The 22,368-nt window shown below is 60.3% G+C and carries 20 protein-coding genes; 14 read left to right on the forward strand and 6 right to left on the reverse strand.

Annotated elements, in window-relative coordinates; genetic code table 11:
• Window positions 1–6 precede the first annotated feature (6 nt).
• The 3 genes from Q8K08_RS14405 to Q8K08_RS14415 all read left to right on the forward strand — a co-directional run bounded on the left by Q8K08_RS14405 (window position 7) and on the right by Q8K08_RS14415 (window position 4,183).
• Window positions 7–315, forward strand: coding sequence for a DUF2834 domain-containing protein (locus tag Q8K08_RS14405; RefSeq protein WP_304798955.1), 309 nt, complete (start codon window positions 7–9; stop codon window positions 313–315).
• A gap of 92 nt (window positions 316–407) precedes the next feature.
• Window positions 408–1,673 carry a diaminopimelate decarboxylase gene (gene lysA / locus Q8K08_RS14410; protein WP_305250501.1) on the forward strand — a complete coding sequence of 422 codons (1,266 nt, stop codon included), beginning with the start codon at window positions 408–410 and terminating at the stop codon, window positions 1,671–1,673.
• Between the two features lie 29 nt (window positions 1,674–1,702).
• Entirely contained in the window at window positions 1,703–4,183 is a 2,481-nt protein-coding gene (locus tag Q8K08_RS14415; RefSeq protein WP_305250706.1) for a DUF4175 domain-containing protein, read from the forward strand.
• Window positions 4,184–4,214: 31 nt separating this feature from the next.
• Here the strand turns inward: Q8K08_RS14415 and Q8K08_RS14420 are convergent, their stop codons facing one another.
• The gene (locus Q8K08_RS14420) at window positions 4,215–5,273 is read right to left on the reverse strand and encodes an ABC transporter ATP-binding protein (RefSeq protein WP_304798961.1); all 1,059 of its coding nucleotides are present in this window, start codon (window positions 5,271–5,273) and stop codon (window positions 4,215–4,217) included.
• A gap of 15 nt (window positions 5,274–5,288) precedes the next feature.
• Window positions 5,289–6,074 carry an IclR family transcriptional regulator gene (locus Q8K08_RS14425; protein WP_305250503.1) on the reverse strand — a complete coding sequence of 262 codons (786 nt, stop codon included), beginning with the start codon at window positions 6,072–6,074 and terminating at the stop codon, window positions 5,289–5,291.
• Between the two features lie 104 nt (window positions 6,075–6,178).
• Here Q8K08_RS14425 and Q8K08_RS14430 point away from each other — a divergent pair, with 104 nt between their 5' ends.
• The 9 genes from Q8K08_RS14430 (at window position 6,179) to Q8K08_RS14470 (ending at window position 16,384) form a co-directional block, all read left to right on the forward strand.
• A complete protein-coding gene (locus tag Q8K08_RS14430; protein ID WP_305250505.1) occupies window positions 6,179–7,411 on the forward strand; it encodes an ABC transporter substrate-binding protein in 1,233 nt (410 codons plus the stop codon).
• A 94-nt stretch (window positions 7,412–7,505) separates the two neighbouring features.
• Complete coding sequence (locus Q8K08_RS14435) at window positions 7,506–8,393, forward strand: carbohydrate ABC transporter permease (protein ID WP_304800668.1); 888 nt, start codon at window positions 7,506–7,508, stop codon at window positions 8,391–8,393.
• Between the two features lie 3 nt (window positions 8,394–8,396).
• Complete coding sequence (locus Q8K08_RS14440) at window positions 8,397–9,242, forward strand: carbohydrate ABC transporter permease (RefSeq protein WP_305250507.1); 846 nt, start codon at window positions 8,397–8,399, stop codon at window positions 9,240–9,242.
• Between the two features lie 11 nt (window positions 9,243–9,253).
• Entirely contained in the window at window positions 9,254–11,308 is a 2,055-nt protein-coding gene (locus tag Q8K08_RS14445) for an alpha-galactosidase (RefSeq protein WP_305250508.1), read from the forward strand.
• Window positions 11,305–12,204 (forward strand): 2-dehydro-3-deoxygalactonokinase, encoded by a 900-nt coding sequence (locus Q8K08_RS14450; protein ID WP_305250509.1) that lies wholly within the window; start codon window positions 11,305–11,307, stop codon window positions 12,202–12,204. The genes Q8K08_RS14445 and Q8K08_RS14450 overlap by 4 nt, the downstream gene beginning before the upstream one ends.
• Window positions 12,201–12,809 (forward strand): 2-dehydro-3-deoxy-6-phosphogalactonate aldolase, encoded by a 609-nt coding sequence (locus tag Q8K08_RS14455; RefSeq protein WP_304797175.1) that lies wholly within the window; start codon window positions 12,201–12,203, stop codon window positions 12,807–12,809. The genes Q8K08_RS14450 and Q8K08_RS14455 overlap by 4 nt, the downstream gene beginning before the upstream one ends.
• Window positions 12,806–13,636: an SMP-30/gluconolactonase/LRE family protein gene (locus Q8K08_RS14460; RefSeq protein ID WP_305250510.1), complete on the forward strand. Its 831-nt coding sequence runs from the start codon at window positions 12,806–12,808 to the stop codon at window positions 13,634–13,636. Before Q8K08_RS14455 ends, Q8K08_RS14460 begins: the two co-directional genes overlap by 4 nt.
• A gap of 24 nt (window positions 13,637–13,660) precedes the next feature.
• Window positions 13,661–15,562 (forward strand): beta-galactosidase, encoded by a 1,902-nt coding sequence (locus Q8K08_RS14465; RefSeq protein WP_305250511.1) that lies wholly within the window; start codon window positions 13,661–13,663, stop codon window positions 15,560–15,562.
• A 60-nt stretch (window positions 15,563–15,622) separates the two neighbouring features.
• Window positions 15,623–16,384, forward strand: coding sequence for a TSUP family transporter (locus tag Q8K08_RS14470; protein WP_305250512.1), 762 nt, complete (start codon window positions 15,623–15,625; stop codon window positions 16,382–16,384).
• 266 nt (window positions 16,385–16,650) lie between these two features.
• On the opposite strand, the gene Q8K08_RS14475 is transcribed toward Q8K08_RS14470, so the two are convergent.
• The 3 genes from Q8K08_RS14475 to Q8K08_RS14485 all read right to left on the reverse strand — a co-directional run bounded on the left by Q8K08_RS14475 (window position 16,651) and on the right by Q8K08_RS14485 (window position 18,878).
• Window positions 16,651–17,067 (reverse strand): hypothetical protein, encoded by a 417-nt coding sequence (locus Q8K08_RS14475; protein ID WP_305250514.1) that lies wholly within the window; start codon window positions 17,065–17,067, stop codon window positions 16,651–16,653.
• 153 nt (window positions 17,068–17,220) lie between these two features.
• Complete coding sequence (locus tag Q8K08_RS14480) at window positions 17,221–18,006, reverse strand: carbohydrate ABC transporter permease (protein WP_305250515.1); 786 nt, start codon at window positions 18,004–18,006, stop codon at window positions 17,221–17,223.
• Window positions 18,003–18,878: a carbohydrate ABC transporter permease gene (locus Q8K08_RS14485; RefSeq protein ID WP_304799884.1), complete on the reverse strand. Its 876-nt coding sequence runs from the start codon at window positions 18,876–18,878 to the stop codon at window positions 18,003–18,005. Before Q8K08_RS14485 ends, Q8K08_RS14480 begins: the two co-directional genes overlap by 4 nt.
• A 280-nt stretch (window positions 18,879–19,158) precedes the next feature.
• Between Q8K08_RS14485 and Q8K08_RS14490 the strand changes: the two genes are divergently transcribed.
• Entirely contained in the window at window positions 19,159–19,593 is a 435-nt protein-coding gene (locus Q8K08_RS14490) for a universal stress protein (protein ID WP_304799882.1), read from the forward strand.
• A 12-nt stretch (window positions 19,594–19,605) separates the two neighbouring features.
• Window positions 19,606–21,141 carry a sodium:alanine symporter family protein gene (locus Q8K08_RS14495; RefSeq protein ID WP_305250516.1) on the forward strand — a complete coding sequence of 512 codons (1,536 nt, stop codon included), beginning with the start codon at window positions 19,606–19,608 and terminating at the stop codon, window positions 21,139–21,141.
• A gap of 51 nt (window positions 21,142–21,192) precedes the next feature.
• Here Q8K08_RS14495 and zapE read toward each other — a convergent pair whose 3' ends face one another.
• Window positions 21,193–22,272 carry a cell division protein ZapE gene (gene zapE, locus Q8K08_RS14500; protein ID WP_305250707.1) on the reverse strand — a complete coding sequence of 360 codons (1,080 nt, stop codon included), beginning with the start codon at window positions 22,270–22,272 and terminating at the stop codon, window positions 21,193–21,195.
• Window positions 22,273–22,368 lie beyond the last annotated feature (96 nt).

Genomic DNA, 22,368 nt, shown 5'->3' on the forward strand with positions numbered 1-22,368 from the left:
GCGCAGATGGCACCGATACGCATGACTTATCTGGCACTTGCCATCTGGGGCGCGGTGCATCCGATGTATTGGTTTGTCCGCTACATGCGCGAGACGGGCACGGGCCTGTCGGGCCTGATTGATGCTTGGTATGTCAATGCGTCCACCACGGGTCTTACGTGGGATCTGACCATTGCCGCGATCGCGCTGACAGTCTGGATCGTGGCGGAAACGGCGAAGCGTAAGGCATGGCGCAACCTTATTGCCATCCCGGCCATTTTTTGCATTGGTGTCAGTTGTGGCTTGCCGCTCTATTTGTTTTTGCGCACGCGCTGAGGCTCAAGCGGCTGCCCGCTATAGTTCCGTTTGAATTTGGTCGCGGCAAAGGCTAGATGCTGGCGCGCACAAGGGGCGGGGTTGCGGGGCACATGGATCATTTTCTGTATCAAAACGGGCTCCTTCATGCCGAAGATGTCGCGATTGCCGACATTGCGGCCACGGTTGGCACGCCGTTTTATTGCTATTCCGCAGCAACACTGACAAGGCACTATCATCTGTTCACCGAAGCGCTGACGCCGCTGCCGCATCTGGTGTGCTTTGCGATCAAGTCTTTGTCGAATGTCGCAGTGCTGAAGCTGTTGGGTGATCTGGGCGCGGGTATGGATGTGGTGTCGGGGGGCGAATACCGCCGTGCGCGCGCTGCGGGTGTTCCGGGGGAACGGATCGTGTTTTCCGGCGTAGGTAAAACACGTGAGGAGATGCGGCTGGCGCTGACCGGGGGGATCCGCCAGTTCAACGTGGAATCGGAACCCGAAATGCGGGCGCTGTCCGAGGTGGCTTTGTCTTTGGGCGTGGTGGCCCCGATCACCATCCGGGTGAACCCGGATGTCGACGCCAAAACGCATGAGAAGATTGCCACCGGTAAAAGTGAGAATAAATTCGGCATCCCCATCGCCCGCGCGTCCGAGGTTTATGCCGAAGCCGCGGCGCTTAAGGGGCTGCGCGTTATCGGGATTGATGTGCATATCGGCAGCCAGCTAACGGAACTGGAACCGTTTGAGCAGGCCTATCTGAAGGTTGCCGATCTGACCCGACGGTTGCGCAGTGAGGGCCACTCGATTGAGCGTCTTGATCTGGGCGGCGGCTTGGGCATCCCCTATGCCCGCTCAAACGAGGCGCCGCCGTTGCCCACGGATTACGGCGCGCTGATCAAGCGGACCGTCGGCGATCTGGGCTGTGAGATCGAGATCGAACCCGGTCGTCTGATTTCCGGCAATGCGGGCATTTTGGTGTCTTCCGTCGTCTATGTGAAGCACGGTGAAGGCCGGGACTTTCTGATCTTGGACGCGGCAATGAACGATCTGGTGCGCCCTTCAATGTATGGTGCGCATCATGACATCGTGCCGATTGTCGAACCCGCGCCGGGGCACGAGTCACAGCCCTATGATGTGGTTGGCCCGGTATGCGAGACAGGCGATACCTTTGCAAAGCAGCGCGCTCTGGCATCGTTGGCAGAGGGCGATCTGATCGCGTTTCGCAGTGCGGGGGCCTATGGTGCTGTGATGGCATCAGAATACAACACAAGGCCACTTATTCCGGAAGTTCTGGTCAAAGGGGATCACTTCGCTGTCATTCGGGCACGTCCGACCTTTGACGAAATACTTTCGCGCGATACCATCCCTGCGTGGCTGTGACACTCCGTCCGGCCGATGGAAAGGCTGGCATGGCGGTTTCCGGGTCAAATGATATTCTGAAAAGCATCGCAAGACCGTTGCGGCTGACCCATTTCGGCCTTTGGGCGGAACGGTTGACGCGGGCGTTTTGGCCGTTGTGGACATTGGTTCTTTCGGTGCTGGCACTGCTGGCTTTTGGCATTCAGGACCATGTTTCGCTTGATCTGGTCTGGGGCGGGGCCGCGATTACACTGATCTTGGCGGTGCTGGCGCTTGGGCTTGGGCTGCGCGCGTTTCGGGCGCCGACGCGGGCCGAGGCTTTGGTGCGACTTGATTCGCGCCTGCCGGGGAACCCTATTGCGACCCTCGCGGATGTGCAGGCGATCGGTGCAAGCGATCCGGCATCCTTGGCCGTGTGGCGCGCGCATCAGGCCCGGATGGCGGCGCGGGCGGCGCACGCGCGGGCGGTGGAACCGGATCTGCGGCTGTCGTCTCGAGATCCTTTCGCTCTACGCTATGTCGCGCTGACGGCCTTTGTCATGGCGCTGATGTTTGGCTCTTTGTGGCGGGTGACTTCGGTGGCAGCCCTTGCACCGAGCGCGGCGGGGTCGCTGGCGGCGGGGCCAACGTGGGAAGGCTGGGCGCAGCCGCCCACCTATACCGGCAAGCCGACGCTATACCTGAACGATGTGACAGCCGAGGCTGTAGAGGTGCCGGTTGGCACTCGGATGCAGTTCAGACTTTATGGTGAGGTCGGCGCGCTGACGCTGACCGAAACTGTGTCAGGCACTGATGCGGCCTTGGTCGATGCTGCGCAAAGTGTTGCGCGGGACTTTGTGCTGAACACATCAGGCACGGTGACCATCAACGGTCCGGGTGGGAGGTCATGGGCCTTTACCGCCAAGCCCGACATTGCGCCGACGATCTCGACGGAAGGCGAGATCGGGCGTGAAGCGGACGGACGGTTCCGTCAGGGGTTTGCGACCAGCGATGATTACGGCGTGGTTCAGGGTCAGGTCAGCATAGCGTTGGATTTGTCCGGCATAGACCGCCGGTTCGGGCTGAGTGCAGAGCCAGAGCCGCGTGATCCGGTGGTTTTGGATCTGCCTATGCCCGTTACCGGAAACCGTGCGGCATTTTCGGAAACGCTGATCGATGATCTTTCACAACACCCGTTTGCCAATCTGCCGGTGGTGATGTCGTTTTCAGCCACAGATGCAGCAGGGCAAGTCGGGCAAGCCGCGCCCTTGACCGTCACACTTCCCGGCAAGCGGTTTTTTGACCCGTTGGCGGCCGCTTTGATTGAAATGCGGCGTGATCTGCTTTGGACGCGCGAGAATGCACCCCGGTCGGCGCAAGTACTCAGGGCTGTGACCCATCAGCCCGAGGGATTCATCCGCAACCAGCGTGCATACTTGCGTCTGCGCGTGGTGATGCGCCAGTTGGATGTTGGAAAGGCCAGTCTTACGCCAGACGTGCGCGACGACATCGCCGAGGAGTTGTGGCAAATTGCGCTCTTGGTGGAAGAAGGCGATCTGGCCAGCGCAATGGAACGCCTGCGCCGTGCTCAGGACCGCTTGGACGAAGCGATCCGCAATGGCGCCAGCCCGGAAGAGATTGACCAGTTGATGCAGGAAATGCGGCAGGCACTTGCCGATTACATGCAACAACTTGCCGAGGAGGCGGAACGTAACCCCGACAGCCAGCTTTCGCAGAATATGGAAGGCATGGAGATGTCGGGCGACCAGCTTCAGGAAATGCTGGATGAATTGCAGCGTCTGATGGAAGAAGGCCGCATGGCCGAGGCGCAGGAACTGATGGAAATGCTGCGCCAGCTTATGGAGAACATGCAAGTCACCCAAGGTCAGGGCCAGGGACAAGGCCAGGGTCAGGGCAATCAGGCGATGCGTGAGCTGGGTGAGACGCTGCGCGACCAGCAGGGACTGTCCGATGATGCCTTCCGCGATTTGCAGGATGGCCAGCCGGGTGGTGAGCAGGAGGGGCAAGAGGGCGAAGGGCAGGGCGGCGAAGGTCTTGCGCAGCGCCAGCAGGAATTGCGCGACCGTCTGGGCCAGTTGGGCCGGGGGCAGTTGCCGGGCGAGGGCAGCGAGCGTGGTGACGCGGGCCGTCAACAGATGGACCGCGCCGGCCGCGCAATGCGCGACGCCGAAGACGCGCTGCGCCGGGGCGATCTGCCGGGCGCGCTGGACCGTCAAGCCGAAGCCATGGAAGCCCTGCGCGAAGGCATGCGCAATTTTGGCGAGGCTTTGGCCGAAAACCAGCGCGAGCAGCAGAACGGGGCCGATCAAGGCGACGCCTTTGGCCGCGCCGACCCCAACAGCCAGCGCGACCCCTTGGGTCGCGAGCCCGGCGATTCTGCGCGCATCGGGTCTGACCGCAATATGTTGCAAGGCGAAGACGTGTATCGCCGCGCGCAGGATCTGCTGGACGAAATCCGCCGTCGTACCGGTGATCAGCAGCGGCCAGAGGCCGAGCGTGATTATCTGCGGCGCTTGCTGGATATGTTCTAGACGGGCGGGCGGCCCTTGATGGGCCGCCAGTTTAGCGCAGGCGCAGGTCGGTTTTGGCGTCAAACGCCATCATCTGCGCCGCATCAAAGCTGACAGCCACTCGGTCGCCCAATCGCACTCTTGGGTCTTCGCGCGACTCGATCACCAACTTTTCGCCGGTTTCGCCAGTGACATGCAGATAGCTGACCCCGCCAAGTGCTTCGGTCATCTCGACCTTGTGCGTGGTGCCTTCGGTCAGGGTCAGGTGTTGCGGCCGGATGCCAAGTGTTACCGGCTGGCCGGGTTTAGGCAACCGCATCGACAGGCTGACCGGGCCATTCAGGCCGGGCGCCGTCACGCTGCCCGGCGCAGCTACCTGTGCCGAGACGAAGTTCATCGCGGGGCTGCCGATGAAACCCGCCACGAATTTGTTGTCGGGGTCGTGATAGAGGTCCAGCGGTGCGCCGACCTGTTCCACCCGACCCGCGCGCAGCACCACAATCTTGTCGGCCAGCGTCATCGCTTCGACCTGATCATGGGTGACATAAATCATCGTGGCCCCTATTTCGCGGTGCAGACGGGCAATTTCCACCCGCATTTCCACTCGCAACTCGGCATCAAGGTTCGACAAAGGTTCGTCGAACAGGAATACTTCTGGCCCGCGCACAATCGCACGACCGATCGCAACCCGCTGGCGTTGGCCACCAGACAGCGCCTTTGGCTTGCGGGTCAGATAATCACCCAGCTTCAGGATACGGCTGGCCTCGGCCACTTTGCGCTCAATTTCGGGCTTGGGATGGCCAGTCATTTTCAGGCCAAACCCCATGTTTTCAGCCACGGTCATGTGTGGATAAAGCGCATAGGTCTGGAACACCATCGCAACGCCGCGCTCTGCCGGGTCGGCGTGGGTAACATCGCGGCTGCCAATGTGGATAGCGCCGCCTGAAGTTTCCTCCAGCCCTGCCACCATACGCAAAAGCGTGGATTTACCACACCCCGATGGTCCGACAAAGACGCAGAACTCACCGTCCTTCACCTCCAGATCCACGCCATGGATCACCTGAGCATCACCGTATTTCTTGACCACGCGGTTCAGCGTAACGCCTGTCATTCCCGTATCCTCCCCTTAATTCTGATCCGGAAAACGCCAGTTTTCCGCTTCGGCTGCGATCTGCGTGGCGCAGTCCGTGATTCGAGTGGCTTCTGCCTCCAGCGTCGCAAGCGAGCTGCGCGCCGTGGTTGATGTCACCGACAGTGCCCCCATCACTTTGCCGCTGCGTGCGAGAATCGGTGCGGCACAGCAGATGATTCCCGGCTCATGCTCTTCGCGGTCAAAGGCATAACCAAGGGTGCGAATCGCCGCTAACTCGGCACGCAGCTTGCCCGGTGTGTCGAGCGTGTGATCGGTAAAGCGGTGAAACGACTGGCGCGAGATTGCGGCTTCGACTGCATCATCGGACATGAAGGCCAGCATCGCCTTGCCCACCCCGGTGCAATAGGCTGGGCCAACCTTTCCGGCCTGCGAAAACATCTCAACCGGCTTTGCCGCATTGCGCTTGTCGACATACAAAACTTGCCCCTGATCCATCTGGGCAAGGTGAACCGTTTCCCCGGTCTGGGCCGCTAAGTCACTGATAAATGGGCGCGCCAATGGTGCAAGTGAGCTTTGCGTCCAAGCCGTATGGGCCAATCGCACCAGTCGCACCCCCAGCGAATAGGTGCCGCGATCTGTGTCATAGGCCAGCATGCCCTGATGCGTCAGCGTCTGCAAAAACCGGTAAAGCGTGGCTTTGGGATAGGGCGATTTTTCCAGCAGATCGGAAAAGCGCACGGGGTGGCCATGGCTGGAAACCATGTCGAGCACATCAAGCGCTTTCCCGACCGTTCCGTCGGAGTGTCCTTCGCTTCCCATTCATTCCTCCCGCAGCGTCCCTGTTGACAGCCATAACGATACCCGACATAGTTTTCAATATTCAAGACTAAGTTTCAAATAATGGAACCAAACGGGAGGAAACCATGGTCCATCTTGCAAAGGGCGCTCTGGCCCTGACGGCGGCTTTGCTGTTGTCCACTGCCGCATCGGCGCAGCAGCGTGTGCTTAAATACAATGCCGATTACGACCCGATTCCGCTGGCAGCGATGGAGGCGCTGATTGCGGACTTTGAGGCCGCAAATCCGGACATCGACGTCCAGCTGAACAACTTTGACCACGAAGGCTACAAAACCGCGATCCGCAACTTTCTGACTGCGGATGCCCCCGATCTGGCCAACTGGTATGCGGGCAACCGCATGGCTCCGTTTGTTGCGGCTGGTCAGTTCATGGATGTGAGCGATGTGTGGGAATCGGCGGGCCTTGGCGACGATCTGGCCTCGGCCAAGGCGTCGATGACCATTGATGGCAAGCAGTGGGGCGTGCCCTATACCTATTACCAGTGGGGCATTTATTTCAACAAAGACGCTTACGCTGCGGCTGGCGCAGAGGTGCCAACAACCTGGGCTGAGTTCGTTTCCAACTGCGAAAAATTCGCGGCAGCGGGCGTAGATTGCCTGACTACCGGTTCAAAGGCCCTGTGGCCAATTGCTGGAATTTTCGATTATCTCAGCCTGCGGACCAATGGCTATGAATGGCACATGGACCTGACCGCCGGAAAGGTGGAGTGGACCGATCCAAAGGTCAAAGCCGTGTTCGCTGAATGGGCAAAGATCTTGCCCTATACTACCGCGAACCACGCGGCGATTGACTGGCAGGATGCGGCGGCGCTGTTGGTACAGGGCAAGGCAGCCAATTACGTCATGGGCAACTTTGCCGTCGGCACCTTCAAAGAAGGCGGCATGACCAACGAAAACCTTGGCTTCATGATCTTTCCGGAAATCACACCGGGCATTCCACGGGCCGAAGAAGCACCGACCGATACGATCCACATTCCGGCTGGTGCCAAGAACGTCGAGGATGCCAAAGCCTTCCTCGCCTTTGTCGCCAGTGCCGAGGCGCAGACCAAGTGGAACACGGCGGTTGGTCAGTTGCCGACCAACAAGAATTCGTCCGTGCCTGCGGATGATCCCTTCCTTGTTGCCGGGTTCGAAGCTCTGTCGGGTGCCTACGCTCTTGCGCAGTTCTTCGACCGCGACGCACCTGCCGAAATGGCCAAAGTCGGGATGGAAGGGTTTCAGGAGTTCATGGTGAAACCTGACAACGTTGACGCCATTCTGGACCGTCTCGAAAAGGCTCGCGCGCGCATTTACAAGTAAGCGCAAAGGCCGGGGTGGCGCGATGCTTCCTCGGCAAACCGGCTCCGGTGTGAACACACCGGGGCCTTCTCACCCCGGAAGATGAGGGCGTGCTATGTCCGCACTGTGGAAAGCCAACCAGCGCAGAATTGCGCCGTGGCTGTTTCTGGCCCCCGGCCTGTTCATGTTTATGATCTATGTGATCATTCCAATTTTTCAGTCGATTTGGGTCAGCTTTTACGACTGGGATGGGCTGGGTGCCGCGCGATGGATCGGCACCGCGAATTACATTGAACTGGTTGATGACGACGCGTTCTACACCTCGTTGAAAAACAACGTGATCTGGCTGGTGCTTTACATGCTGGCGGTGCCCGCCGGGCTTATGATCGCGATTTTTCTGAACCAGACGATTTCGGGGATGCGGCTGTATAAGTCGCTGTTCTTCTTTCCGTTTGTGATCTCACAGGTTGTGGTTGGCCTGATGTTTTCGTGGTTCTATGCGCCTAATTTCGGGCTGTTCTACAACCTGCTGGAATGGCTGACCGGCAAGGGCACAGCCGTTCTGGCCGATGATCGCTATGTAACTTATGGGATTATCGCAGCAGGGCTTTGGCCACAGATTGCCTATGTGATGATCCTGTATCTGACGGGTCTGAACAACGTGGCCCCCGATCAGGTAGAGGCCGCACGGCTGGATGGTGCCAAGGGCTGGCGGATGCTGTGGTATGTCATCCTGCCGCAATTGCGTCCGGCGACCTTTATCGCGGTCGTGGTCACGGTGATCGGCGCGCTGCGCAGCTTTGACTTGGTGTCGATCATGACCAACGGCGGCCCCTATGGGTCTTCGCGCGTGCTGTCGTTTTACATGTATGAGCAGGCGCTTAGCGAATATGGCTACCGTATGGGATATGGCGCTGCGATTGCGGTGGTGTTGTTTGCTATCATGATGATTTTCATTTCGGGCTTCATCTGGAAGATGTGGCGCGACGAAACGGAGCGTTAGGCCATGTTTCCCCGTCCGATTACCCAGCTTTCAGCCCCCATTCAGACGCTTTATAAAATCGCCGTGCCGGTCGCGCTGTTCTTGTGGCTGCTGCCGCTACTGGGTGTTGCACTTACCTCGGTGCGGCCGGCGTCTGATCTGGCGCAGGGCAATTACTTTGGCATGCCCTCGGCGCTTGCGTTTGAAAATTACGCGCTGGTGTTCAAGAACACGCCGATGCTGCAATACATGCTGAACTCCTTCTGGGTGACGATCCCAACGGTCATCGGGGCGATTACCCTGTCATGCCTGACCGGGTTTGCCCTGGCGATTTACAGATTTCCCTCGAACCTGATCGTGTTTTTCATGTTCGTGGCGGGCAATTTCGTGCCGTTTCAAATCCTGATGGTCCCGGTGCGAGATCTGACGCTCAGCCTTGGGATGTATAATACCTGGTATGGGCTGGCGCTGTTTCACATCGCGTTCCAGACCGGGTTTTGCACATTGTTCATGCGGAATTTCATAAAATCCCTGCCGTTTGAATTGATCGAGGCCGCGCGGGTCGAGGGCGTTGCCGAATGGCGCATCTTCTGGTTCATCGTGATCCCGCTGATGCGCCCAGCGATTGCGGCGCTGTCGGTGCTGGTCTTCACCTTCATCTGGAACGACTTTTTCTGGGCCACCGTGCTGACCACCAGTGCGGCGACGCAGCCGGTAACGGCGGGTCTGTCGTCGCTGAATGGGCAGTGGATTGCGCAGTGGCATCTGGTGTCGGCAGGCTCGATTCTGGCGGCCTTGCCGCCGGTGCTGATGTTTTTTCTGATGCAGCGGCATTTCATTGCCGGTCTGACACTTGGGGCGGTGAAGTGATGCAGTGGCGGATGGATGCTGGGGAGCAAACGCTTGCCCTGACGTCGAATGGCGGTTTGCCAATGGTGATCTATTGGGGCGCGCGGCTGCCCGACGACGAAGATCTGGCGCAACTTGCCGCAAGCGCGCGCCATGACCTGACCGGCGGCATGATCGACCAACTGCCCGCGCTGACGCTGTCGCCAGAGTCAGGCCGCGCCTTTGCCGGGCAACCAGGGCTGATCTGCGCCGAGGCTGATGGCACTCCGCTGCATCCGGTGTTCAGCTTTGACCGCGCAGAACACAGTGCGTGCAGCCTGTCGCTGATCTGCAGCGCAATGGGTCTGACACTTGCCCACCGGATCACTGCGCAGCCGACCGGGGTTTTCACGCTGCAAACCGTCCTCGAGGCTGATCGAGATATTCGCCTGCACTGGCTGGCGGCACCGGTACTGCCCGCGCCGCAGGCGGCCGACACCATGATCGACCTGCATGGCCGTTGGGTGCGGGAATTCCATCTGAACCATGTGCCTTGGGCCCCCGGCATTCGGATGCGGGAAGCGCGCACGGGCCGGTCAGGGCATGAGCACCCACCCTATCTGATCCTGCCCGAAACTGGTTGCACCAATACCAGCGGCAGCGCATTTGCTCTGCATTACGCATGGTCGGGCGGGCACCGGATGGTCGCAGAGGAGTTGCCAGACGGCCGCCGTCAGGTGCAGTTCGGAGCGACGACAGGGGCTGAGACCCAAGCCAAGCGCCGTTTTGAGACCGCCGAACTGGTCGCACTCCATTCCACCATCGGCCTGAATGGCATCGCCGCGGCCTTTCAACGCGACACGCGTGATCGTGTGGTGAAATGGCCAAACCCGGCCCGCCCGCGTCCGGTGCATTACAACTGCTGGGAGGCGATCTATTTCGACCACAGCCTTGCCGACCTGTCCGACATTGCCGATCGCGCGGCCGCCTTGGGCGCAGAGCGGTTCGTGCTGGATGACGGCTGGTTCGGGCGGCGCGATGATGACACTACGTCGCTGGGCGACTGGACCATTGACCGCACCAAGTGGCCCGATGGGCTACAGCCGTTGATTGCGCATGTGAAGTCGCTGGGGATGACTTTTGGCCTGTGGTTCGAGCCGGAGATGGTGAACCCCGATTCCGACCTGTTCCGGGCGCACCCCGACTGGATGCTGGGTCCGGTAGATCAGGTGACTGGGCGGCATCAACTGGTGCTGGACTTGTCGAAACCGCAGGTCCGCGATTACTTGTTCGATGCCGTGTCGGCCATTCTGGCCGGGCATGACATCGATTACATCAAGTGGGATCACAACCGCCTGCTTCCGGTGGTCGATGCGGTGCAGAGCCATGGGGCCTATGACCTGTTCGACCGTCTGCGGGCCGCGCATCCGGGTGTCGAGATCGAAAGCTGCGCGAGCGGAGGCGGGCGGATTGATGCCGGCATCCTGGCGCGCACGCATCGGGTCTGGCTGTCGGATTGCATCGATGCGGAAGAGCGGTTGCGGATGCAGCACGACGCGGCGCTGTTCCTGCCGTCTTGCGTCACGGGCAGCCATGTCGGCGCTTTGCACAGTCACACCACTGGCCGCGCCCTGCCGATGGCATTCCGCGCATGGGTCGCGGCGCAGCGGCATTTTGGGTTCGAGATGGACCCGCGCAAAATTTCCGGCGCCGATGCCGCGGTGCTGAGCGAGGTGACGGCGTGGTACAAGGCCAACCGCGTGTGGATGATGGCGGGCACGATCCTGCGGCTGGACAGCGCAGACCCGACCGTGACGTCGGAAATGCAACTTGCCGCTGATGGCGGGCGTTTTGTACTGTTTGCCGGGCAGAACGCGCAGACCGTGCAGATACTGCCGCGACCGTTGCGACTGACCGGGCTTGACCCTGCGGCTCTCTATCGTATCACCCTCCGCAATGCGGGGGACGCGCCGCCGCAATCGCGCGGACCCAATGCGTTGAAAAACGGGCCGCTGACTCTGTCCGGGCGCGCGCTGATGGGGCAAGGCATATTGCTGCCTGTGGCATGGCCCGCGACGATGTGGGTGGTTGAAGGAGAACGGCTGTGACCCCAGACTGGATTGCGGTAGACTGGGGGACATCCAACCTGCGGGTCTGGGCGATGGGGTCCGAACGGGTTCTGGCCTCGGCCGCGTCGGAAGATGGCATGGGCCGCCTTGCGCGCGACCAGTTCGAAGCGTCGCTGTTGTCGCTGATTGCGCCGTGGCTTGGGGTTGATGTCACGCCTGTCATCGTTTGTGGTATGGCAGGCAGCCGTCAGGGCTGGCATGAGGCGCCCTATCGCGCGGTTCCCTGCACGCCCTTGGACCGGGCGGGGTTGGTGCGGGTAAAGGTCGCTGATGCGCGGGCGGCCGTCTACATTGCCCCTGGTCTGAAACAGGCAAAGCCCGCCGATGTGATGCGCGGTGAGGAAACCCAGATTGCGGGCGCGCTTGCCTTGCATCCAGCCTTTGACGGGGTGATGTGTTTGCCCGGCACCCATTCGAAATGGGCGCAGATCAGTGCGGGCGAAGTGGTCAGCTTCCAAACCTTTATGACGGGCGAGATGTTTGCCCTGTTGGCAGAGCACTCGGTGCTACGGCATGGCATGGCAAGCGGTGGCTGGGACGATGTAGCCTTTGACCTAGGTCTGTCGGATGCCCTGTCGCGCCCTGACCGGATTGGTGCGCAGCTGTTCACCCTGCGGGCCGAAGGGTTGATTGCCGACCTGCCCGCAGCACAGGCCCGCGCCCGGTTGTCGGGACTGTTGATCGGGGTCGAACTGGCGGCCGCCAAGCCCTATTGGCTGGGTCAGCCAATCACCCTGATCGGGGCCGAGGCGCTGTGCCACAGCTACGCCCGCGCACTTGCCACACAAGGGGTAACCGCGCGCATCCTGCCCGCAACCGAATGCACTCTGGCTGGCCTTGCCAGTCTTGCCCGTCAGTTGGAGACAGCCATATGACCCATCGCAACCTCATTGCCATTCTGCGCGGTATAACGCCGCCCGATGCGGTGCCGGTGGCCGAAGCGCTGATTGCAGCCGGGATCACCCGGATCGAGGTGCCGTTGAACTCACCCGATCCGCTGGCCTCCATTACTGCCATGGCGCAGGCGACGGCGGGGCGGGCGCAGATTGGTGCGGGCACGGTTCTGACACCTGCCGATGTTGCAGCAGTGCAGGCGGCTGGCGGCACACTGATCGTGTCGCCCAATTGCGACCCGCAAGTGATCGCAGAGACAAAGGCGCGCGGCATGGACTCGTGGCCCGGAGTGTTGACGCCTACCGAGTGCTTTGCCGCTTTGAAGGCCGGGGCGGACGGGCTGAAGATATTTCCAGCCTCGCTGATCGGCCCCGAAGGTATCAAGGCGATGCGTGCCGTGTTGCCGCGCGCCACTCCGGTTTATGCGGTCGGGGGGGCTGGCCCACACAACTTTTCGGATTGGATCAACGCGGGGGCGGATGGCTTTGGCATCGGCACCGCGATCTATACTCCCGGCCTGTCGGTCGCCGAAGTCTCCGCTCGCGCACAAGCCATTGTCAAAGCCTATGACGAGGCCACGGCATGACCGTGTTTGACGCGACCCCATGCATTCTTGGCGAAGGTCCGCTTTGGCACCCCGGCAGGGGTGAGCTGTTATGGTTCGATATTGTGAACTGTCGTTTGCATTCGGCCAGCCGCCAGTGGGATTTTCCCGAAATGGTCAGCGCCGCGGGCTGGATCAGCCAGGATGAGGTGCTGATCGCATCTGAAAGCCGCATTTTCCGGTTCAATCTGGGCAGCGGGACCGAAGAAACCCTTTGCGCGCTAGAGGCCGACAACCCAGAAACCCGGTCGAACGATGGCCGCGCCGACCCGATGGGCGGGTTCTGGATCGGCACCATGGCCAAGGCCGAGGCGAACGGTGCAGGCGCGTTCTACCGCTTTTACAAGGGCGAATTGCGCAAGCTGTGGGAGGGCATCACCGTGACCAATGCACAGTGCTTTGCCCCGGATGGCCGCACCGCATACTTCAGCGATACGCCGACGCATCAGGTGATGCGCGTGGCTTTGGATTCCCACGGCTGGCCTTGTGCCACGCCCGAGGTTGTATTGGATTTCACGGCGCAGGGCTGGTATCCCGATGGCGCTGTGACCGATGCCGCAGGCAACCTGTGGATCGCGTTCTGGGGCCGGGGCTGCGTGGAAGGCTACACACCCTCGGGCGAAAAGTTGCAGACCTATGATTTCCCTTGCCCGCAGACCACTTGCCCGGCCTTTGGCGGCTCGGATTTCAGTCAGCTTTACTGCACCTCTGCCGCGCGGGATCTGACCAACGACAATCCCGCAAATGGCCAGACCTTTGCCGTAGACACGCCCCTGAAGGGCCGCGCCGAACCGCGCGTCCTGCTCTGACCCCCTTAGCCCTGGACCAAACCCATGAAGCGCACTCTTGGCGTCTGCTATTACCCCGAACATTGGCCGGAACCTCAGTGGGAGGAAGACGCCGCCCGCATGGCCGCACTTGGCCTGACATGGGTGCGGATCGGTGAATTCGCATGGGCCAGAATGGAGCCTGTGCCGGGCGCCTATGACTGGGGCTGGCTGGACCGGGCGATTGAAACGCTGGGGCGGCATGGGTTGCAAGTGGTGCTGGGCACGCCCACGGCCACGCCGCCACGCTGGATGATCGACCGCCATCCCGATATGCTTGCAGTGGATGCGCAGGGTCGCCCGCGCGGCTTTGGCTCGCGCAGGCATTATGATTTCTCTCACCGGGGGTATCGGGGCGAGTGTACCCGGATTGTGCAGGCGATGGCCGAACGCTATGGCCGCAACCCGCATGTGGCTGCATGGCAGACGGATAACGAATATGCTTGCCATGATACAGTGTTGTCTTATTCGCCAGCAGCACTTTCGGCGTTCCGTGATTGGTGCGCGCAGCGGTATCAATCGACCGACGCGCTGAACCGGGCTTGGGGCAATGTGTTCTGGTCAATGGATTATGACCGCTTTGACAATATCGGCTTGCCCAACCTGACCGTGACCGAGGCGAACCCGGCGCATGTGATGGCGTTTCGCCGCTTTGCCAGTGATGAGGTGGTCAGCTTCAACCGCCTGCAAACTGAAATCATCCGCCGCCATTCCGACGCGCCCATTGCGCATAACTACATGGGCCGCGTGACCGACTTCGACCACTTCGACGTCGGTGCCGATCTGGATATCGCGTCATGGGACAGTTACCCGCTTGGATTTCTGTCGGACCGGCTGGAGGCCACGCCTGACCATAAGCGCCGCTTTGTCCGCCAAGGTGATCCTGACCTGCAAGCCTTTCACCATGATCTGTACCGGGCTGTCGGGCGCGGGCGGTGGTGGATCATGGAACAGCAGCCCGGCCCGGTGAACTGGGCGCCCTACAACCCTGACCCATTACCCGGTATGGCAAGGCTTTGGGCATGGGAGGCGTTTGCGCATGGGGCCGAGGCGGTGTGCTATTTCCGCTGGCGGCAGGCCCCTTTTGCACAGGAACAGATGCACGCCGGCCTGTTGCGCCCCGACAGCGTGGCAGCCCCCGCGCATGACGAGGCGGCGCAAGTCGCGCGCGAATTGGCGAGCCAGCCCGAACAGGGCACCGCATTGGCCGATGTGGGGCTGGTGTTCGATTATGCTTCGGCGTGGGCGTGGCAGACCCAGCCTCAGGGCCGTGATTTCGACTACTTCCGGTTGGTGTTCCACATTTACAAAGGGCTGCGTCGACTTGGCCTGAACGTCGATATCCTGCCACCCGATACTGCTGATCTGTCAGGCTATCCGCTGGTGATGGCGCCCGGTGTAGCCACGCTGTCTGACAGCCTTCTGGCCGCTTTGGCTGCGCATCAGGGGCAAAGCATTATTGGTCCGCGCAGCAACGCAAAGACAATTGAATTTGCAACGCCCGTGCCGATGCCACCCAACCTGCCGGGGCTGAACGCCACTGTGATGCGGGTTGAAAGCCTGCCACCTGATGTTCCGGTCCCGCTTGCGGCGGGAGGTAACCTGCGGCACTGGCGCGAAAAGCTGGACACCACAGCACAGGTAATCGAGCAATCGGCCGATGGTTTCCCCGCGCTGATCGTCGCGGGGGGGCTGCACTATCTTGCGGGCTGGCCGGATGATGTGGCGCTTGACCGTATCCTGACCGCAGCGTGCCATCGTGCGGGGCTGAAAACCACCACGCTGCCCGATGGACTGCGCCAGCGCAACAGCAACACGCACCGCTTTTGGTTCAACTACAACCCCGATCCGGTGGAGTGGGAGGGCATCACCGTGCCGCCCGCTGGGGTGCATTGGCAGGCGCTCTAGCGGCCTTTACTTCGTGCAAAGACCGGATCAGAACGGCCTCGCAATCTGTGTGAGGCCGACATGTTCGAAGTGACTGCCGATCTTGTGGCTCTGCTGATCCTTGCGGCCTTTTGGGCCGGTTTTGTTGATGCCATTGCGGGGGGCGGCGGGCTGATCTCGGTTCCCGCTCTGCTGTTGGCGGGGGCCAGCCCGGTTGAGGCGCTGGCCACCAACAAGCTGCAAGGCACCTTTGGCGCAGGGACAGCGATGGTCAGCTATGCGCGCGCGGGGCATGTCCGTCTGCGTGATCAGGCCGGCATGGCCTTGGTCAGTCTGGCTGCGGGGGCATGCGGCGCGCTGGTCGCGCATCTGATCCCGGCCGAGGTGCTGCGGGTGATCATGCCGGTGATACTTGTCGCGGTGGCGCTGTTCTTTGCGCTGAAACCGGGCCTGAGCGATCAGGACCGGGTGCAGCGGATGGGTCCGGGGGTGTTCACCTTTACGGCTGTGCCTTTGATCGCGGCCTATGACGGTTTTTTTGGGCCGGGGACGGGCAGTTTCTTCATGCTCGGCTTTATCCTTTTGGCGGGGTATGGCGTGCTCAAGGCGACGGCCCATACCAAGCTTTTGAACTTTTCCTCGAACCTTGGGTCGCTGGCGGTTTTTGTTTTCTCGGGTGCGACGTGGTGGGCGGTGGGGCTGGCCATGGCGGTCGCTCAGGTGGCGGGGGCCGCACTGGGCGCGCGGCTTGCGATGCGGGTCGGCGCGCGGCTGATCAAGCCGCTGCTGGTCACCACATCCACCCTGATGGCCGCCCGTCTGCTGTGGCAGGTCTGGGGCTGATGTAACACAGGGGGAAGAGTCTTGAGTATAATAAATTCAATGGGTTGGCGCTGTTGGGTTAAGGTTTTTTAACCTTTTCCCACGCGGGCCTGCAGATGGCCCGGACACATATACCTCATTCAGCAGCCGGTGCGGCTCTGCCGGGGAGAGCGTTCAGATGGGCGGTTTGAGGCCATTTCGGTGTTTCAGATTATCATCCAAGTCGGCGCGCCCAACAAGCTGTTGCCCCTCTCAGGCCAAGACAAGCAGGCGGCTGGGCCGGGCTGTCATCTGCCATGAACCATCAGCGCGACGACAAGAGCTTCGGTGTTGTTAAAGTAGATTGGATTATTGGTCAGTTCCTTGATCAGGGCTGAGCGGCGAGCTTCCGGAACGTCGGCAAGGTTCATGGCACCGGTCAGCTCGGGCCCTCCGCCTAGCATGGCTTGCCTCAAGATCATTGCCTGATGCGCAGTGACAAAGTCTGACACCTGTGCGCGGCGGGCGTCATAGTTGACATTTGACAGCGCAGACCCGACCGACGTGACGGGCCATGTCAGCGGGTTCCCAATATGGTTTGCTTCGGTGGAACAGCCAGCCAAGAGCAGTAGCGGTATTGAAAAAAGCAGCTTTGGCACCGGTTTTCCTGTGTCTTCAGGTTTCTTGATCGATACCATGTAAAGAGAGGACGATGTCGCCTGCAATGGTCATGTAGGAATGACGATACGACGGCGCGCGATCTGTAAAACCGACGCTCAAGTCAGTTATTTCTGCAATCGCAGTGAATGACCGAGAGGTCCGCATTCCTGCCGTTCACACGCAAGGCTGATTGGCACTAGCCGCCGTTCCGCGCTCCTTCAGGTTCGGATCACAAACCCGCGCGCGATGTGGTTTCGGACGAACCAGATCATCGCAAGGCCGGGCAACAGGGAAAACACGGTCATTGCCATCACCAGCCCGATGTCGGTTTGAAAGGTGAAGAGCGCGTTGATGGCCATGGTGATGGGTTTGCCTGCAGTGACGGTGAGGATGCGGGCGAAGACCACCTCTACCCATGAAAAGATAAAGCAGAAAAACGCGGCGACGCCGATGCCGGGGGCGATGGCGGGGATCATGTGGCGTAGGAAAAAGCTGGGCAGCGAGTGGCCGTCAAGGAAAGCGGTTTCGTCAAATTCGCGCGGAACGGCGCGGATGAAGCTTTCCAGGATCCAGATCGCAATCGGCAAGTTGAACAGGCAATGCACCAGTGCGATGCCGACGGGGCTGTTGATCAGGCCAAATTGCGCGAACAGGATAAAGATTGGCAGCGACAGAACGACAGGGGGCGTCAGGCGAAAGGCCAGCATCAGGAACAGAAAGTGCCGGTCGCCGACAAAGCGGTAGCGGGCAAAGGCATAGGCAGCAGGCAGGCCCGCAATCAGGCACAGCGCCACATTCAGCAGCACATAGATCAGCGAATTCATCAGCGCATCGACCAGCGCAGGATTGGCAAAGATGTTGCGATAGTTGATCAGGCTAATGCCGCCCACCTTCACGCCCTCATGCGGCAGGGTGGCGGTAAAGCTGAGCAGGATGGTCTGCGCCAATGGCAACAGGATGAACATTGCCAGTGCGACAAGCGCCGCCGCGCGCAGAAGGATCATGCGCCAACCTCTGGCTGTTGGCGTTTGCGGTGGTCGGTGACCGCGACAAAGATGCGCACCACAGACAGCACGATCAGGAAATACACCATGGCCAGCGCTGCGGCAGAGCCGTAGCTGAAGCCCTTTATCGCCTCGCCCAGATCGAGCGACAGGAAGGTGGTGGCGTTGTTTGGCCCACCTGCGTTGATGGCAAATGCCTCGGTATAGATCATGAAGCTGTCGACAAAGCGCAGTAGGATCACGATGAACAGCGCTGAACTGATCCGGGGCAGCTCTATATGCCGAAACAGCGCCCAGCGGGATGCGCCATCTATCGCGGCGGCCTGATAATAGGCGCGCGGAATGCCGGAGAGACCCGCATATGCGAGGATCACCACAAGGCCCAGCCAGTGCCATGTGTCCATCACCAGCAGCAGCGCCCATGTGTGCAGAGCTGTGAATTTGTAGTCAAATGTGATGCCCAGGGTGACCATCGCCCGACCGGCAAGGCCGGTATCAGGGTTGACCAGTGACAGCCACATGATCGGGATCATGTTCCACGGCACCACCAGCGGCACCGCGACCAACAGCAGCATGAACAGCCCCACGCGCCCCGAGCGCACCAGAAGCAGCGCGATTGCAATGCCCAACGGCAGTTGAATGCCAAGGACCAGCGTAGAAAACAGCAGGCTGCGGCCAAGGCTGGCGTGAAAGCGGGTCGAGGTGATGATGGACTCATACCACTCGGTCCCGATCCAGTGCAGGCTGTCGAGCGTGAAGATGTCGTGAAACGAGAAGTTCAGCACGGTCAGCAGCGGCAAAAGGCCCACAAAGGTCATGACCGCAGCCGCCGGGATCAGCAAAAACCACGCCCTGTTGTCGTGAGATTTCATCTGTGCCCTCCCCGATCTGTACGCTGTGCAGGGGCGATGGTGTTGGGACTGCGCGCAAGAGGCAAGCACAAAGGTGATCTGGGCTATTTGCCTGTCAAATTCCCATGTTGCGCCCAAATGATGTGAAATGGCCAGAAATTTAGGCGAGTGGGCTGGTCGTGAGACACTTTTCGGACGACCTGACTTTCACATTTTCGTTAACATGTGGGGATGGGCGGTGTGCTGCCGCCCCAAGCTGACGCGTCAGATCAGTGTGAAACACCAACAAAGGAGTATGGATATGCCGGGGAAGATATTGGTTGCCGTGGATGGCAGCGACGCGGGTGCGCGGGCTTTGGCCTTTGCCCATTCGCGGGCGAAGCGTGAGGGCTGGTCACTGATGCTGGTGCATGTGCTGGAATGGTCGCCCTACACCTTTCTGACCGCGGAGGAGTTGGAAGAGCGCCATGCGCGACGCAAGCAGGAACTTGCACGGGCCGAGGCCGCGATCATCTCGCCCTTGGTGGCGGCGTATCAGGGGCAGGGTGTCGAGATTGAGACAGCCATCAAATACGGCCATGTGACCGAGACGATCTGTGATGTCGCTACCGAGATCAGGGCAAGTGAGATTGTCACTGGGCGGACCGGCAATTCAGGCGTGATGTCGCGCGTTTTTGGCTCTGTTGCGGGCACGCTGGCGCAGATTGCACCGGTGCCTTGCACCATCGTTCCGTAAAAGGAGTTCCAGATGACACGTTTTATTACCCATCTTTTGGCGGCTTTCGCGATCTTTGCCGCGGGTTCGGCGCGGGCGCAGAGTATTGACGAAACAGTGAACGAAATTTTTGCCGCCTCGACCGGGTGGTTTGTGAGTTTTATCTTTGCTCCGATCCCCGGCACAGGATTTGCGTGGATTGTGGCGTGGCTGGTGATTGCGGCGTCGGTGTTTACTCTGTATTTCGGCTTTATCCAATTTCGCGTCTGGCGCCATTCTATCCAGTTGGTAAGCGGCAAATATTCTGACCCAAATGACGCGGGTGAGGTCAGCCACTTTCAGGCGCTGGCAACCGCGCTGTCCGGCACCGTTGGTCTGGGCAATATTGCCGGGGTGGCGGTTGCTGTCACCATTGGTGGAGCAGGAGCGACGTTCTGGATGATACTGGCCGGGCTGCTTGGCATGGCATCGAAGTTCACCGAATGCACTTTGGGTGTGAAGTATCGCAACGAGTATCCTGATGGCACGGTCTCGGGTGGCCCGATGTATTACATTACCAAAGGGTTTGCCGAGCGTGGTCTTCCGGGCGGCAAGATACTTGCGGTCATGTTCGCGATTTTCTGTGTGTTGGGGTCGCTGGGTGGCGGCAACATGTTTCAGGCCAATCAGGCGCATCAGCAATTGGCGAGTGTGCTGGGGCAATATCCGGGCTGGATCACCGGGGTGATCTTTGCCGCCATCGTCTTTGCCGTGATCATCGGTGGGCTGAAGTCGATTGCACGGGTGACCGAGCGTGTCGTGCCCTTGATGGGCGTACTGTATGTCGGTGCTGCGCTGATCATTCTGGTGATGAACTACGACATGATCGGCTGGGCCTTTGGTCAGATCATCAACGGGGCCTTTACCGGCAACGGGATCGTCGGCGGCATGATCGGGGCGCTCATCCAAGGGTTCCGGCGGGCCGCGTTTTCGAACGAGGCGGGCGTTGGCTCTGCTGCTATCGCCCATTCGGCAGTGCGGACCAAAGAGCCGATCACCGAAGGCTTCGTGTCACTGTTGGAGCCGTTCATTGATACCGTGCTGATCTGCACCATGACAGCGCTGGTCATCATCATCACGGGTCAGTTGACCACGGATGCAGCGACGGGGCTGTATATTTTGGGCGAGAATGGCCAGATCGTCACCGCGTCGGGCACGACGGGTGTTGGCCTGACCTCGGCTGCGTTTGGATCAGCCTTGCCCTGGTTCCCATATGTGCTGGTGATCGCAGTCTTGCTGTTCGCGTTTTCAACCATGATTTCTTGGTCTTACTATGGGCTGAAGGCCTGGACCTATCTGTTCGGTGAGGGCAAAAACCAGGAGATCTCGTTCAAGGTGATGTTCTGTGTGTTCGTGGTGATTGGCGCTGCTGCATCGCTGGACCCGGTGATTGACTTCTCGGACGCCGCGATCTTTGCGATGGCCGTGGTGAACATTATCGGCCTGTATTTCCTGATGCCTGTCGTGAAGCGCGAACTGAACAGCTATCTGGCGCGGCTGGAATCGGGTGAGATCAAGCGGTTCAAGTAAGGCGTTCCTGAAAAGCAAAGGCCCGGACCCGACAGGTCCGGGCCTTTGGCCTTACTGGCCCCAGTCAGCGCCCTGCATTTCGCGCAATCGGCTGGCGGTGCGTTCAAATTCAAAACTGCCGGTGCCTTCGGTGTAAAGCCGTTCGGGCTCGTCTGCGGCGGAACAGATCAGGCGCACGCGGGCTTCATACAGCGCGTCAATCAGCATGACAAAGCGTTTGGCCTCATTGTAGTTGCTGGCCGACAGTTGGGGGATATCCTCAAGGATAAGCACGCGGACGGCGGCGGCGATGGCAAGGAAATCAGCGGCTCCCAAGGGGCGGGCGCAGAACTCCCAGAAGGTGGCACGGCCAACGCCATTGGCAAAGCGGGGGATCTCTGCCTCGCGCCCGTTGACGGGCAGTTTCAGGGGCACACCTTGCATGCCGCCCGTCAGGTCGGTCCATATCGCATCAATCTGCGCACGGGCCTTGCCTGCGGGGTGGAAATAGACCTGCGCCCCGGCAAGCCGGTGTTGGCGATAGTCGTTGGGGCTTTCCAACTCGTGCACGGTCAACCGGTCACGCAGCATGGCGATAAAAGGCAGGAACAGTGCGCGGTTCAGGCCGTTGAGATACAGGTCTTCGGGCACGCGGTTGGATGTTGTGACAATGACGACGCCAGCATTGAACAGCTTTTCAAACAGTCGCCCCACAATCATCGCATCTGTGATGTCGGTGATCTGCATTTCATCAAAGGCCAGCAGACGGGTATCTTTGATGATGGCATCGGCCACCGGCGCGATCGGATCTTCGACACCTTCCTTGCGTGCGGCGTGGATGCCGTGATGAATGTCCTGCATGAAGGCGTGGAAATGAACGCGGCGCTTTTTGTCGATGTCGGTCGCGTCGAAAAACAGGTCCATCAGCATGGATTTGCCGCGACCGACCCCGCCCCACATGTAAAGTCCCTTTGGTGGGGTAAGTGGTTTGGCGAACAACCCGGCGAACAACCCGGTGCGGCGAGTGGCGTTTTCTTCCAGCCAGGTGCGCAGCGAGTCCAGTTCCGGCAGCACGCCATGCTGCGCCGGGTCGGGGCGCAGGGTGCCCGCCGCGATGCGGGCGTCGTAAATCTGGAGCAGGCTTTGGCGCATTAGCGCTGTATACATCGGTATGCTGTGAACGGGCAACACTAGGATTGTGCGGATTGCAGCTTGAAGCACAGATTCAAAACGGTTTGACTGTGGTAA

This window comes from Pseudotabrizicola sp. (assembly GCF_030684215.1).
Taxonomy (GTDB): Bacteria; Pseudomonadota; Alphaproteobacteria; order Rhodobacterales; family Rhodobacteraceae; genus Pseudotabrizicola.